12 protein-coding genes are annotated in these 14823 nt (G+C 69.1%); 4 read left to right on the top strand and 8 right to left on the bottom strand.

The genetic code is table 11. The features are described 5' to 3' along the window. Positions 1-117 precede the first annotated feature (117 nt). Entirely contained in the window at positions 118-3285 is a 3168-nt protein-coding gene (locus tag MKK84_RS17015; protein WP_243921706.1) for an autotransporter domain-containing protein, read from the bottom strand. A 469-nt stretch (positions 3286-3754) separates the two neighbouring features. Between MKK84_RS17015 and MKK84_RS17010 the strand changes: the two genes are divergently transcribed. Further along, positions 3755-5386: an inorganic phosphate transporter gene (locus MKK84_RS17010; protein WP_243921704.1), complete on the top strand. Its 1632-nt coding sequence runs from the start codon at positions 3755-3757 to the stop codon at positions 5384-5386. Positions 5387-5659: 273 nt separating this feature from the next. Here MKK84_RS17010 and MKK84_RS17005 read toward each other — a convergent pair whose 3' ends face one another. The 7 genes from MKK84_RS17005 to MKK84_RS16975 form a co-directional block, all read right to left on the bottom strand. Next, on the bottom strand, positions 5660-5872 hold the full coding sequence (locus tag MKK84_RS17005) for a hypothetical protein (protein WP_243921702.1): 213 nt from the start codon (positions 5870-5872) through the stop codon (positions 5660-5662). A gap of 54 nt (positions 5873-5926) precedes the next feature. Then, positions 5927-6340 (bottom strand): MucR family transcriptional regulator, encoded by a 414-nt coding sequence (locus MKK84_RS17000; RefSeq protein WP_409566520.1) that lies wholly within the window; start codon positions 6338-6340, stop codon positions 5927-5929. Positions 6341-7042: 702 nt separating this feature from the next. After that, a complete protein-coding gene (locus MKK84_RS16995) occupies positions 7043-8368 on the bottom strand; it encodes an MFS transporter (RefSeq protein ID WP_243921698.1) in 1326 nt (441 codons plus the stop codon). 309 nt (positions 8369-8677) lie between these two features. Then, on the bottom strand, positions 8678-9604 hold the full coding sequence (locus MKK84_RS16990; protein ID WP_243921696.1) for a hydroxymethylglutaryl-CoA lyase: 927 nt from the start codon (positions 9602-9604) through the stop codon (positions 8678-8680). After that, a complete protein-coding gene (locus MKK84_RS16985) occupies positions 9601-10794 on the bottom strand; it encodes a CaiB/BaiF CoA transferase family protein (RefSeq protein ID WP_243921694.1) in 1194 nt (397 codons plus the stop codon). The genes MKK84_RS16990 and MKK84_RS16985 overlap by 4 nt, the downstream gene beginning before the upstream one ends. 68 nt (positions 10795-10862) lie before the next feature. Beyond that, positions 10863-11810 (bottom strand): LysR substrate-binding domain-containing protein, encoded by a 948-nt coding sequence (locus tag MKK84_RS16980; RefSeq protein ID WP_243921692.1) that lies wholly within the window; start codon positions 11808-11810, stop codon positions 10863-10865. Positions 11811-11825: 15 nt separating this feature from the next. Beyond that, positions 11826-12200 carry a hypothetical protein gene (locus MKK84_RS16975; RefSeq protein ID WP_243921690.1) on the bottom strand — a complete coding sequence of 125 codons (375 nt, stop codon included), beginning with the start codon at positions 12198-12200 and terminating at the stop codon, positions 11826-11828. A 293-nt stretch (positions 12201-12493) separates the two neighbouring features. Here MKK84_RS16975 and MKK84_RS16970 point away from each other — a divergent pair, with 293 nt between their 5' ends. Genes MKK84_RS16970 through MKK84_RS16960 form a run of 3 tightly spaced genes read left to right on the top strand, consistent with a single transcriptional unit; the run spans position 12494 to position 14555 of the window. Then, the gene (locus tag MKK84_RS16970; protein WP_243921688.1) at positions 12494-13126 is read left to right on the top strand and encodes a LemA family protein; all 633 of its coding nucleotides are present in this window, start codon (positions 12494-12496) and stop codon (positions 13124-13126) included. A gap of 33 nt (positions 13127-13159) precedes the next feature. Continuing rightward, on the top strand, positions 13160-13933 hold the full coding sequence (locus tag MKK84_RS16965; protein ID WP_243921750.1) for a TPM domain-containing protein: 774 nt from the start codon (positions 13160-13162) through the stop codon (positions 13931-13933). Then, positions 13923-14555: a TPM domain-containing protein gene (locus tag MKK84_RS16960; RefSeq protein ID WP_243921686.1), complete on the top strand. Its 633-nt coding sequence runs from the start codon at positions 13923-13925 to the stop codon at positions 14553-14555. Before MKK84_RS16965 ends, MKK84_RS16960 begins: the two co-directional genes overlap by 11 nt. The last annotated feature ends 268 nt before the right edge of the window (positions 14556-14823 follow it).

The following is a 14823-nucleotide window of genomic DNA, read 5'->3' as shown; positions in this document are numbered from 1 at the left end:
CGCGCGGGATGGATCGGAATCCTGCAGTCCGGCGCGCCCCGGGGTCCCGGGTTTCCAAAGGGCTCAGCCCTTTCGAAACCAGGACGGGCGCCATCCGCGCTCCCGTCGGACAGGTCCTCAGAACCGGAGGGTGAAGTTGCCCTTCACGGCCTGATCCTGCGCGCGGCTGCCGGTCTGGCCGGTATAGGCCACGCCGAGCGTCACGTTCGGCGCCACAGCCAGATCGAGCCCGACCTGCGCCACCAGCGCGTCCCGGTCGATCGGGACGCCCGCGCTCAGGAACGCCGGGCCGCCGGCACCGAAGCGCAGCAGCGCAGTCGGCACCACGTCGCCGAACGCGCGCCGGTAGCCGACCAAGCCCCGCAGCGTCACCGGCAGGCCCAGACCCAGATCCAGGCTCGTCTGCGCCCGCACGCCCGCCGTCACCGCGCCCAGATCGTAGTCCCGGGCAAAGCTCACCAGCGCCGCCGCACCTCCGGCCTCGGTAAACCCGTCCCGCCGGATCCCGACATAGGCCCCACCCACGAACGGCTCGACATAAGTCGCCGTCGGCTGAACCGCGACCGCGGCCCCGTCCTTCGACACCAGGGCCGCCACCGCAGGCGCGCCCAGCGGGATCTTCCAGCCGATCTCGCCGAAGCCCTGCACGGTGTAGCCGCCACCGTGTCCGCTCAGCGTGTCGGACAGCCCGTACAGCACCGCCCGGCGGGTGCGCGCATCCGTGTCGGCGTAGATCGCGCCCAGCCGCAGCGACAGCGGGCCGACCTCATACCCACCGTACACGCCGCCGAACCCGCTCTTGAGCGTGGCGCTCTCCGCCCGGCTCTGGCCGCCGACCCGGCCGGCGCTGTCGAGATACGCCTCGGTGTAGCCGCCGACCACGCCGAAGCGCAGCCCGTTGGCCAAGCGTATGTCCGCGCCCGCCGCGAAGCCCGCGATCTGCCGGTCGAGGTCGAACGCGTTGCCGCCGCCATCGGCCGTGCCGAACGCGCCGAACCCCTGGCCCCACAGCCCGAACACCTGCGGGTCGAGGGTGCGCACCGGCACGTTCGCCACCACCTGTTGCCGGCCGGGCAGGTCGGCCGTGTAGGCGGCCGGCAGGGTGCCGTAGTCGAGCCCTGTGCCGGGATCGCCCCAGCGCAGGCGGTCGAGCACGGCCTCGCGCACGAAGAAGGCGGTCTCGTAGGCGGTGGAGACGGTGCTGGCGTGGATGTCGCCCGCGAGCGCCCGGAAGCCGCTCTCCGCCTCGCCGGTGGTGAAGCCCACAGCCGCGTCGGTGAGCCGGCCGGGGCCGATCGCCTGGACGGCGTTGGCCGCCGCGCTGCCGTTGCGGCTGGTGGCGCTGGCGGAGAACGGCACGTCGTTGCGGGTGAGCGTCAGGTCGACTTCGTTGGGCAGGTAGCGCAGGCCCGGGCTGAGGAAGGCGAGGTTCGACGTGACGCCCGCGAACTGGCCCGACACGCCGCCCGTGGCCGACAGGATCGTGTAGGTGGTGCGTGGATTGTAGCTGCCCGAGGCGGCCAGCACCTGGACGGTGCCGCCGCCGAGCGCGGCGACGCCCGCGGCGGTGATCCGGTCGGCCTGTCCGGCGGCGTTGGCCTCGACCCGGTAGGTCGAGCCCGGCGCGAAGGCGACGTTGCCGGTGACGGAGAGCGTGCCGATCGAGTTGCCCGGCGACACCGTGCCGCCCGACAGCGCGCTGATCCCGCCCAGCGTGCCCGAGCCGCCGAGCAGACCGCCGGAGCCGACGAAGGCGGTGCCGGAGATCGTGCCGTTGGCGTACAGGGCACCGCCCTGGCCGACGGCGACGTCGATGCCGAGGCGATCGGCGGTGTCCATGGTCAGGGTGCCGGTGACGTTCCCGAAGTAGCCGGCGGCGGAATAGAGGTCGAGGCGGCTCCAGTAGCTGAGCGGGCTGCCGTAGAAGGCGGCGAGCGCGTTGGTCTCGGTGTTGACCAGGATCTGGCTGATCGTCCCGGTGGAGAGCTGACCGTACAGGCCGCCATTGGGCGCGAGGGTGCGGGCGGCGCCGGTCGAGCCGCCGTAGAGCGGCGCGAGCAGGATCGAGGCGTCGGGCCCGTTGGCGGGGGCCTGCTCGCGCGGCGCCTGGGCGAAGCTCAGCGTCGGCAGGCCGTAGGTCAGGCGGCTCTGGTAGGCAACCTGGTTGGCGGCCGAGGGGATGTAGGGGTTGCCGGCCTGATTGGCGGCGCTCCCCGCGCAGGCCGCGACGGTGTTGCCGCACTGGGCGGCGAGGTAGGCCTGGAGCTGGGCCTGGGCCGCGACGAACTGGGCGGGCAGGTTGATCGCCGTGCCGGTCACCGCGGCGTTGTTGATGTAGGCCGGGTTGGTGAACGCCTGGGCCAAGTTGTAGGCCGCCAGCGCCCGGCCGCCGATGATGTCGAGCGGGTAGTGCACGCCGAGCGCGATGCGGCTGTTGCCGTAGTCGGCCGCGCGGGCGAGCATGCTCTGGTACTGCTGCGGCACGAGCATCGCCAGCAGGATGCCATCCGTGAACGCGTAGGTGGTGTGGCCGCTCGGGAAGGACGGGTTGGTGGCGATCCCGCTGAGCGCCGTCGGATCGTAGATGTTGAAGCGAGCGGGTGCCGCCTGGACCGGCCGGGAGGAGCCGTAGACGTCCTGGCCCGGTTGCGTGTTGGTGACGCCGTAGGCGAGATCGTAGACGCTGTTGGAGGTGTTGGGCAGGCCGTTATAGCTCGGCAGGCTGTAGCCGGCCGGCGCCACGGCCGGCGTCGCGACGTAATTGTTCGGCGTGACGCTCGGGTTGTTGGCTGCACCGTTGGCGAAGTAGTTCTTGGCGACGCCGAGATTGTTGCCGCTGAACGTGTAGGCGCCGACCAAGAGGTTGACCACGCTGCCGAGCGGGCCGGTGCCCCCCTGCGCGACGCCGCGCTGGTAGATCGGGCCGAGCTGGGCGCCGAGGCCACCCACGCGCTGCTGCGGGACGATCCCGTTGATCGGGGTCTGGGCCGGCAGGCCGCCCGCGAGGTTGGCGGCCACGCCGTAGGTGCCGAGCCCCGACGAAGACAGGTTGTTGCTGGCCGAGCCGAGGAGGTTCTTGTCGCTGATCGCGAGCTGCTGCTGCGCGAGGCCGGCGCCGGTGTTGGTGGCGGCTGCCTGCACGAGGTTGAGCTGCAGGGTCTGCTGGCCGGTGGCCGTCGCGTTGAGCGCCAGATACGGCGCTAGAAGATTGAGCACGTTCACATCGGACGGCGTCGTGTTGGCGGTCTGTGCCTGCGCGCCGGAACCGAAGGCCGCGACCGTCAAGGCCGCAATCGAAACCCCGTGTCGTAACCGCATATCCGGCCCCCAAAGCCCGCGGCCATTCGGCTGCGGCGGGAGATTTAGCGAAAACGCCGGACCCGGTTACGTCATAATCCAGTCATAATAAGCAAAAGAGCTTCATGTCGCATCTGAGCAACAGGAAATTAACTTAGACAACACATGATGCCGTGTTGCGATGTCTTTCTTCTGCTTTCCGGAAAGCTCCCGCTGCGCCCATAGAGTCTGTCGACCCGATCATTTGGGCGGAGATCGCAGCTCTGAACCTTGCTGTTGGTGCAAGCTGCCGTTCAACTGAAATCTACGGCCTGCAAGATCAATGACGACAAAGTGAAGTCGTTCGCCGCGCGAATGCTGTTCCCAGCGGCCCGCGTTGCGACCTCGCGTCACCGAAGCGTCACGGGCGCCTCTTAAGGCCGCTTTTACCAACACACTCGATTCCGCGTGAGGGTTCATGTCCGATTCCGCCGTGATGTCGTCACCGGGGGTCGCAGGAAGTCGACCGGCCGGCGCCCCCCGCCTCGATCATGGGATGCACCCCGGCGGCGTGATCGCCTTCCTCCTCGTCCTGGTGGCGGGGCTCGGCTACGCGGTCGTGAGCCTGATCACCGACATGAACGCGGTGGGCGAAGCGCCCCTGGCCTACGGCGCCTTCGCGCTGCTGGGTCTGGCCCTGTTGATCGCCCTCGCCTTCGAGTTCGTGAACGGGTTCCACGACACCGCCAACGCCGTCGCCACGGTGATCTACACCCACTCGCTGCCGCCACTCGTGGCGGTGATCTGGTCGGGCTTCTTCAACTTCCTCGGCGTGATGCTCTCCTCCGGGGCCGTGGCCTACGCCATCGTCACCCTGCTGCCGGTGGAGTTGATCCTCCATGTCGGCTCGGGAGCGGGCTACGCGATGATCTTCGCGCTGCTGCTGGCGGCGATCATCTGGAATCTCGGCACCTGGGCGTTCGGGCTGCCGAATTCCTCGTCCCACGCGCTGATCGGTTCAGTGCTCGGCGTCGGCCTCGCCAACCAGTTGATGAGCGGCGCGGACGGTACCTCCGGCGTCGACTGGGGTCAGGCCTTCAACGTGTTCAAGGCGCTGCTGTTCTCGCCGATCTGCGGCTTCGTGCTGGCGGCGCTGCTGCTGCTCGCCCTGAAATTCACCGTGCGCCGCAAGGACCTCTACGAGGCGCCGAAGGGCGACACGCCGCCCCCCCTGTGGATCCGGAGCCTGCTGATCCTGACCTGCACGCTGGTCTCGTTCTTCCACGGGGGCAATGACGGCCAGAAGGGCATGGGCCTGATCATGTTGATCCTGATCGGCGCCGCCCCCACGGCCTACGCGCTGAACCGCACCATGGCGGACGACACGACGCCGATCTTCGTGCAGGCCTCGACCTCGGCGAGCCAGGTCTTCTCCGCCCGTGCCCCCGGGACCCCGGTGCCGGAGGCGGCCGAAGCGCGCCGGACGGTGACGGAGGCGCTGAAGACCAAAGACCTGAACCGCGCGCCCGTCTTCGCGGCCCTCGCGGCGCTTTCCAACGACATCGCCGCCAACGTGAAGAACTATGGCGCGATCCGCACGGTGCCGGCCGCCCAGACGCAGAACATGCGCAGCGACATGTACCTCGCTGCCGACGCGGTGCGGCTCCTGCCGAAGACGGGCGCCGACCTCTCGGACGCCGAGACCGGCACCCTGAAGCGCTACGCGGGGCTGCTCAACGACGGCACGCGCTACATCCCGGGCTGGGTGAAGATCTGCGTGGCCCTGGCGCTCGGCCTCGGCACCATGGTCGGCTGGAAGCGCATCGTCGTGACGGTGGGCGAGAAGATCGGCAAGACGCACCTGACCTACGCACAGGGTGCCTCCGCCGAGATCGTGGCCGCCGGCACGATCGGGCTCGCCGAACTCTACGGCTTGCCGGTTTCGACCACCCATATCCTGTCGTCGGGCGTCGCCGGGACGATGGCGGCCAACGGCTCGGGGCTCCAGATGTCGACGGTGCGCAACATGGCGCTGGCCTGGGTCATGACCCTGCCGGCCGCCATCACCCTCGCGGCCGGATTGTTCTTCATCCTGCGCCACGTGTTCTGACGCGCGGGCATCATCCCGACCGGTGAGCGCCGGCCTCGGGACGATGCTGTCTGTGTGCCAGTTCGACCCGGGATTCGGGTTTCCAAAGGGCTTCAGCCCTTTGGTGGGTGCTCAGGGCGAAGCCCTGAGATGGTTGCCAGAGCAGAGCCCTTCGCGCGACGCGGAACATCTTCATAACGCAGCCGGCCGGGTTCGCTGGGCCTGCCCCGCACGCCCCCCCGGGCACGGAGCGGGCAGCGTATCGCCCGGCCGGCTGCGGCGCCCCCCAGCGCCTCAGGAACTCGCCATGGCCCGGACGAAGGCCAGACAGGTCCGGCGCGCGGCGGGATTATCGATCGCCGCGAAGATCGTGACCAGATCCGCGGCCTGCAGGATCGCCTCGTCCTGTCCTTCCGTCTCTGGGGAGAAGACCGTGACCGGAACACGCAGCACGTCCGCGAGGCGCGCGAGGCCGTTCCGGGTCCGGGCCGTTTCCGGCATGGGCATGGGCATGGGCGCGTGCGACGGCGCCGGCCCCTGCGGATAGCCGGGCGTCATCGCTCAGGCCGCCTTGTGACCGAGCTGGATCGCTCGGGCGATCTCGGACCGCCGGGCGGCATAGCCCGGAGCGACCATCGGATAATCAGCCGGCAGACCGTATTGGAGCCGGTAGCGCTCCGGCGTCAGCCCGTGCGCGGTGAGGTGGCGCTTCAGGGTCTTGTAGGACCGGCCGTCGATGAAGCTGATCAGGCCGTCATGCTGGATCGACGCCTCGACCTTCTCGGCACTCGCCCCGGTCCACCGCGCGCCGCCCTGCCTGGACCGGTCGCGCAGATCCGAGATCGCCGTATGCACCTGATCGATCAGGTTCGGCAGTTCCGCGGCCTCGACCGCGTTACGGGACACGTAAGCCGCCACGATGGCGCCGACCTTCTCGAGCATGAACACGGGATGGGTTTCTTTCAGGTTATCCATTGCGAGCTTCGCCATCTGTTAGACCTTCGCGGGACCGCCGATCGGGTTGAATTTCATCCATGTTGGCATGGAGATAGATCGACGCCGAAAGCCGCTCGGGTGAGTGAGACTGATCCGACCTCAAGTTCGTTTCCTGAGGATGCAGAAGATATACAATATGTACGGATCGGCGCTTGTCCGGCGGCGCGAGGATTTTTGCCCAGCCGCGCAGAGCAGCAACATCAAGGTTAAAAATATCAATGCATCTGCTGTTTTCGAGCGTTGATGATCACTTGGGAAACAGTGTTCCCGTCTGACGCGACATGTGCGCCACCAGCCGCCGCAGATCGAAGCAGAGCGTCTCGACGATACCTCGCTCGCGCGCGGGACAGGTATCACGAAAAGTGTCTCATTATTTATCGTTCGCCTCAGACATGGCGATCTCGGCAGTAAATCAACGCCGGAATGATTGCAGAACTTAAATCGTGGCGACTTGCGCATCGTTCGACCGCTTCGGAATGGTGAGCGTCTCGAAATGACGGTCCGACGTTTTGCCTGTCCGCGCTGCGCCCCTTGCCTCTCGGCGTGCGGGCTCGCCAACGCGGCACAGTTCGCCCGCTGCTCTCAGGCGCGCGCTGGGACGACACCCAGGGGAATACAGACGAGCCGCCCCGTTGGGCGTCCCGTGACCGACCGGTCCGGGACGCTGCGTTTTCCGCCCGCTCAGGCCGAGCGATCGCTCCGGCGCAGGCTCGCCGGCAGGGCGAAGAGCGCGAGGACGGCGGCCACGAGGCAGAGCGCCCCGATGCCGTAGAGGGCGGGCGTCGTCGAGCCGGTGAGGTCCTTCACCCAGCCGACCATCACGGGGCTGACGATGCCGCCGAACTGGCCGAGCGTGTTGATCAGCGCGATGCCGCCCGCCGCGCCGACGCCGGTGACGAGCTTGGCCGGCAGGGTCCAGAAGGTCGGGATCGAGGCCACGATGCCGGCCCCCAGCAGCGCCAGGGCGAACATCAGCGGCACGATGTGCTTATCGAACATCCCGGCGCCGAAGAAGCCGAGCGCCGCCGCGATGGCCAGCCCGGCGACGAATTTCGGCCGCTCGCCCGAGGCGTCGGACAGGCGCCCGATCACCACCATGCTGATCGCCCCGCAGATATAGGGGATCGCGGTGAGGAAGCCGACGGAGGCCGCCTGACCACCGCTCGCGGTCTTGATCAGGTCCGGCCCCCAGAAGTTCAGGCCGTAGGAACCGATCTGGAGCAGGAAGTAGATCAGCCCGATCATCAGGAAGCCCGGCTGCTTGATCGCCCCGAGGAGCGAGTGGTCGCCGATGTCGCGGTTGTGGTGGGCGATGCGGCTCGACAGCAGCGCCTTCTCGGGCTCGGACAGCCATTTCGCGTCGGCGATCCGGTCGTCGAGGCGCATCAGCACGAGCACGCCGAGGATCAGGCAGGGCAGGCCACCGGCCAGGAACAGCCATTGCCAGCCGGCCAAGCCCCCGACGCCGTTGAGTCCACCGAGGATCAGCCCCGCCACCGGCGCCCCGAAGATCCCTGAGAATGCCGAGGCCACGAACATGAAGCTGGTAATCCGCCCGCGATGCGAGGCCGGGAACCAGATGGTCAGGTAGTAGAGGATGCCCGGTGCGAACCCCGCCTCCATGGCGCCGATTAGGAAGCGTAGAGCGTAGAAGTGCCACTCGGTGTGGATGAAGATCATCAGCGCGGTGGCGATGCCCCAGGAGATCATGATCCGGGCGATCCAGCGCCGCGCCCCGACCCGGTAGAGGAACAGGTTCGAGGGCACCTCGAAGATCACGTAGCCGACCACGAACATGCTCGCGCCGAGCCCGTAGGCGACGTTGCTGAAGCCGAGATCGCTCTGGAGCTGGAACTTGGCGAAGCTGATGTTGATGCGGTCGAAGAACGCGAACATGTAGCAAATCATGATCAGCGGCATGAGCCGCCACGCAACCTTGCGGACGATGCCGTTCTCGGTCGCCGCGCCGGCCTCGGCGGCCGACGACCCGGACAGGGCTGCGGTCATGGTTTCCTCCGTTTTTTTGGGATTTGGGGGAGCGGTGCCGCCTTCGGATGGACGGCTTTTCGCGAAATCAGGCTTGAGTAGGCAGGTTCACGACCCACACCGGTGATGCCGTCTTCGCCGGACCGGGCGCAGGTCCCCTGTCGCGTGCGGGAGAGGGACAGGGTGAGGGATCAGGTATTTCCGGACGAGGCGCCCCCTGCCGGCGCGTCGACGGCGTGCCGCATCCGGAGAGTTCTCGTCCCTCACCCCAACCCTCTCCCGCACGGGAGAGGGGGCCCGTCGCGTCCGTCAGAGATGTCGCTCTCCAATTCATGCCGCCCTGGCCGGCGCCGGATGCAGGTCGCCGGGCCGGCCGGCCTTGGCGACTTGGCCGGGCACGTCGTGGCCGACGAGGCGGGGCAGGTCCCGTGACAGGCCGATCAGCGCCGGGAGGTCGAGGCCGGTCGGCACGCCCATCTCGTGCGCCATGCTGACGAGATCCTCGGTGCAGATGTTGCCGGTGGCGCCGGGCGCGAACGGGCAGCCGCCCAGCCCCCCGAGCGCCGCATCGAACCGCCGGGCGCCCGTGTCGTAGGCCGCCAGCACGTTGGCCAGCCCGAGGCCGCGGGTGTTGTGGAAGTGGAGCGTCAGGCGTCCCGGTCCGACCAGCGGCAGCACCTGGGCGACGAGACGCGCCACCTGCCGGGGGTTGGCCATGCCGGTGGTGTCGGCGAGCGTCACCCCGTCGACGCCGAGCGACAGGTAGCGCTCCACCTGCGCGACGACCTTGTCGACCGGCTGGTCGCCCTCGAACGGGCAGCCGAAGGCCGTCGCCACCGTGGCGTTGGTGCCGACCGGTGCGCCCTGCACCGCATCCATGATCCGCGCGAAGCCGGCGATCGAGTCGGCCGGGCTCATGCCCATGTTGGCGCGGTTGTGGGTCTCGCTCACCGAGGCGACGAGGTTGATCTCATCGACCCTGGCGGCGAGCGCCCGCTCGGCACCCTTCGGGTTCGGCACCAGGGCGACGTAGACAGTCTCCGGCCGGCGCCGAATCCCCGAAAAAACCTCCGCCGCGTCGGCGAGCGCCGGCACGGCCTTGGGCGAGACGAAGGACGAGACTTCGATCCGGCTGAAGCCCGCATCCGCCAGGGCATCGATCAGACGGATCTTCTCATCGGTCGCCACGAAGACGGGCTCGATCTGGAAGCCGTCGCGGGTGGCGACCTCCTGGACGATCATCCTATCGTTGCTCATGCCACCGCTCCCTTCGCGCGCAGGGCCGCGATGCGCTCCGGGTCGAGGCCGAGTTCGGCCAGCACCGCATCCGTGTGGGCACCGAGCGCCGGGCCCTGCCAGCGGACTTCACCGGGGGTCTCGGACAGCTTCGGCACGATCCCGGGCATCTTGACCTGGGTCCCGCCGGGCAGCTCCGCCTGGAGGATCATGTCGCGGGCCTGATAGTGCGGATCGGCCACGATGTCGGCCACCGAGTAGATCCGGCCGGCCGGCACGTCGGCGGCATCGAGGGCGGCCAGCGCCTCCTCGACGCTCTTGGACTTCGACCAGTCCGCGATCAGGCCATCCAGCATCGCGGATTGCTTCGAGCGGCCGTCGTTGTTGCGCAGCGCCGGATCCTCGGCGAGGTCGGGCCGGCCGATCACCGCCATCAGGCGGCGGAAGATCGGGTCGCTGTTGCCGGCGATGACGACGTAGCCGCCATCCCGGGTCGGGTAGGTGTTCGACGGGGTGATGCCCGGCAGCGCGCCGCCGGTGCGGGTGCGGACCTCGCCCAGGAGATCGTATTCGGGGACGAGACTCTCCATCACGTTGAACACGCTCTCGACCAGCGAGACGTCGATGACCTGTCCGGCGCCCTGGCCGGTCTTCACCCGCAGGAGCGCCATCAGCGCGCCGATGACGCCGTGCAGCGAGGCCAGGGTGTCGCCGATGCTGACACCGACCCGGGCCGGGGGCGCCTCCGGACTGCCGGTGGTGAAGCGGATGCCGCCCATCGATTCGCCGATGGCGCCGAAACCGGGCCGGTCGCGGTACGGGCCGGTCTGGCCGTAGCCCGAGATCCGCACCATCACGAGGTTGGGGTTCAGGGCCGAGAGCACGTCCCAGCCGAGCCCGAGCTTTTCCAGGCCGCCGGGGCGGAAGTTCTCCACCACCACGTCGGCGCTCGTGGCGAGCTGCTTGACGATGTCGAGCCCCTCAGGCGACTTCAGATTGACGGCGATCGATTTCTTGTTGCGCGACTGCAGGTACCACCAGAGCGAGGTGCCCTCGTGCATCTTGCGCCATTTGCGCAGCGGGTCGCCCTCGCCGGGGGCCTCGACCTTGATCACGTCGGCGCCGAACTCGGCCATCAGCCGCGTTGCGAACGGCGCGGCGATCAGCTGGCCGAGCTCAAGAACACGGATACCGCTGAGCGGGCCGGACATTCTCTCCTCCATATTTTGTTAACGGATTGAATAGGGCCGTCGCAGGGCGGATGTCCAAACACCATCCATCACCCTGCGTTCTCAGAGGGAGAACGCAGGCCCCCGGCGGCGCGGAGGTGATCGAGCAGCAGCGCGGCGGCCGGGGGCAGGAATCCGGGGCGGACGACGAGGCTCAGCTTGCGCTGCGCCCAGGGGTCGGTGAGCGGCACCGCGACGAGCCGCATCGGCGGTCCGAGCAGGGCGTGGACATGCTCCGGGATGGTCCCGAGCCCCATCCCGACCTGCGCCATCCGGCAGATCGCGTCGAAGCTCGGCACGTGCATGCGCAGGCGCAGCGGCCGGCCCAGGCGCCGGGCCTCGTCCCGCAGGGCCGCGTAGATCGAGCTTTCCACGTGGAGCCCGACATGGTCGTAGTCGAGGGTCTCGGCCAGTGCGATGGCGGTGCGATCGCTCAGGGGATGGCCCTCCGGCACGACCAGGACGAGCCGGTCGGCGCGGTAGGGATAGGCGGTGAGCGTCCGCATATCGCTGCCGCCCGCGCAGATGCCGAGATCGGCGAGCCCCTCCTCGACGCCGGCCACGACGCCGCCGCTCGGGCGCTCCTCCAGATCGACCCGAATCCCGTCCTGCAAGGCCAGGAACGCCTGAAGATCCTCCGGCAGGAATTCCACGATGGCCGAGAGGTTGGCGAGCACCCGCACGAAACCGCGCACGCCGCTCGCATGCTCGGCGAGTTCCAGGGCGATCTGCTCGGCGCTGGCCAGCATGCGCCGGGTGTGGTGCAGCAGCGTTTCCCCTGCCGGGGTCAGGCGCATGCCGCGGGGCTCCCGGACGAGCAGCGTGCAGCCCAGCGCGTGCTCCAGTTCGGCGAGCCTCTTGCTCACGGCCGACGGGGCGATGGCGGCCCGCCGCGCCGCACCGTTGAGCGTGCCCTCCGCACAGATCGCCGCGAACAGGCGCAGCGTCTTCAGGTCGAGGCGGCTCAGGGTCGCCGCGATGGGCGGGCCTGCGGACATCCGGTCTGCCCCGGATCAGTCCGGCGAGCCGACCGGCTGTCCGTAGCTGCCGTAGCCGAGCTTCGCCCCCTGCCGGTTGACGCGGCCGAAGCGCATCACCGCCTGCTCGAGGTAATCGATCGCGCCGATGAGATGCGCGCGGGCCGCCGCGATGGTGTCCTCGCCCTCCTCGACCGGCGTCTCGGCGAGCTTCACGGCGGCGATCAGCACCCGGTCGCGCTCGTCCTCAAGCCGCGGATCGCGCTCGACATGGCCGCGCACCCGGGCATCGTAGGCCTCGATGACCGACCAGGGCAGCGCGTCCTTGCCGGAGGGCGCCCGGAAGGCGAGCGCATGGCGCCGTGCGACCGCGCTGGCGGCCCTGACGTGATCGGCGAGCCCTGCATCCATCTCTGACCTCCGCGGCACCCCTTCGAGCGCTGACCGGCCCAGGGGACGTCTCAAGCGACGCCGCTCCGGCACGCGTACCTGCGCCTGCAGCACAAGGACCGAGAGTTGTTCCGGTTGCAACGCGATCCGGATCCGGCGGCGACGTTCCGAACGTGGGGCCGCACACCGTCGGGTCGATCGACAAATCCTCCCCATGCTTGAGCAGGGGGTGGGGCTTACCTTGATGGATCGAATCGGTATCTGTCGGTCTTGTGATCAACGGGCTGGGACTCACCCGGTGGACGGGGAACGGAATGATGATGACCCTGACGGCCGGCGCCCCGCGCCAGCCCTCCGCGGCGCGCCTCATTGGCTTGCTCTCGATCGCCCTCGTGGCCATCGGCCTGTCCGGCTGCGGGGCGATCAACCGGGTGCCGACCCTGCAGGAGCAGGCGAAGTCCTCCTGGAGCGAGGTGCAGAACCAGTACCAGCGCCGGGCCGACCTGATCCCCAACCTCGTCGAGACCGTGAAGGGCTACGCCCAGCAGGAGAAGGACGTGCTGATCGGCGTCACCGAGGCGCGCGCCAAGGCGTCGAGCGTGAAAGTCGATGCCTCTACGGTCAGCGACCCGCAGAAGTTCAAGGAGTACCAGGACGCGCAGAACCAGCTCTCCGGCGCGCTCGGACGGCTGCTCGTGACGGTGGAGAAATACCCCGATCTGAAATCGAACCAGAACTTCCTGGCCCTGCAATCGCAGCTTGAGGGCACCGAGAACCGCATCGCGGTGGCCCGGCGCGACTACATCACCGCCGTCCAGGCCTACAACACCGAGGTGCGCACGATTCCGGGCCGCTGGATCGCGGCGTTCCTTTATCCCGACGCCAAGCCCATGGAGACCTTCACGGCGACGCCGAACGCTGACCGGCCGCCGAACGTGAAGTTCTAGGAACCGTCCGTGAGCCGAAACATCCCGGTACGGGTGCGGCTCGCCCTAGCGCTCGCCGTCATCGCGGCCTGCCTGGCGTTCTACGCGGTCCGGGCGCTCGCCGCCGAGCTGACCTTCCCGACGCTCACCGGTCGCGTCGTCGACGCGGCGGGCCTCCTCACGCCGGACCAGCGCCACGCGCTCGAAGCCAAGCTGAAGGCGCACGAGGACAAGACCTCGGATCAGGTCGTGGTCGCGACCGTGCCGAACCTCCAGGGCACGACCATCGAGGATTACGCCAACCGCCTGTTCCGGGCCTGGAAGCTCGGGCAGGCCAAGACGAACAACGGTGTCCTCCTCCTGGTGGCGCCGCAGGAGCGCAAGGTCCGCATCGAAGTCGGCTACGGGCTCGAAGGCGCGCTGACCGACGCCCAGTCCCGCACCATCACGGCCAGCGCGATCACGCCCCGCTTCAAGACCGGCGACTGGTATAACGGTCTCGATGCGGGCGTGGACGGGATCCTGGCAATCCTGGCGCGGGACGCACAGGAATGGCAGCGCGCCCCGGAGGCGAAGGACGAGGCGGCCGATCCCGTTCAGGTGGCGATCTTCGTGATCCTGCTCCTGATCGTGGTGACGGTCGCGTGGCGCATGGTCCGGCTCGGCAACCGGGCGGGACGCGGCGGCGGCATCGTGATCCTGCCCGGCCCCGGCTCGGGCGGCTGGGGCGGCGGCTTCTCGGATGGGGGGTCTTCGGGCGGGTTCGACGGCGGCTTCTCCGGTGGGGGCGGCTCGTCCGGTGGCGGAGGGGCGTCCGATGGCTGGTAGCCTCGCTGAGGCGCTGACGCCGGAGGCGCGCGCCCGCCTCGCCCGGGCCGTGGCGCGGGCCGAGGCCGGCACGTCCGGCGAGATCGTCGTGATGGTGAGCGCGCGGGCGGGTGCCTACCGCTCGCTCGTCCTCTTGGCGACGCTGGTGGCGGCTTTGGTTCTGCCCTGGCCGCTGATCGCACTGACGGCCTGGGGCGCGGCCGCCATCGTGTTGGCGCAGGCCGCCCTCGTGGCCGTGATTCTCCTGGCGAGCCAGAGCGAGCGGCTGCGTCTCGCCCTCGTGCCGCGTCGCCTGCGCAGCGCCCGCGCCCGGGAGGCAGCGCAACGGGCCTTCTGGTCCCGGGGCCTGAGCCTGACCCGATCCCGCACCGGCGTGCTGCTCTACCTGTCGCTGGCCGAGCGGCACGCGGAGATCGTCACCGACCTCGGCGTGCTGCGTGAAGTCTCGCCCGCCGCCTGGGACGGCATCCTGGCCGATCTCATCACGGCCCTCGGGCGGGGTGAAATCGAAGCCGGGTTGACGGCGGCGATCGAGGCCATCGGCAGCCGCCTGGCGGAGCATCTGCCCGCCGGGCCCGACGATCCGGACGAGTTGCCGAACCGGGTGATCGTGGTGGAGTGAACGCCACGCGTTCGCGCGGCCAGCGGCGGCGGGCTCCAGCACGGCATCAACGCCCTTTTCCAAGCTGCACCCGCTCCGCGGGCGCGGTCGGACCGAAGCTCGGTTCGTCGAGGCCGCCGACGCTGTTTTGTGCGCTGCCGCACGAATCCCGGCCACCGCTGTAACCAAATGGATTTGCGGGCGATTTTCCTTCTGAAACCGGCGCTGGATCATGTCCGAGGCGCTGTCTGGAGCGGGCGCTGAAACCTCGACAGGGGCGAAGCCGACG

Source organism: Methylobacterium sp. E-065 (genome assembly GCF_022829605.1).
Lineage (GTDB): Bacteria > Pseudomonadota > Alphaproteobacteria > Rhizobiales > Beijerinckiaceae > Methylobacterium.
Note: the sequence above shows the minus strand (reverse complement) of the source record. Positions and strands in the feature narration are given on the sequence as shown.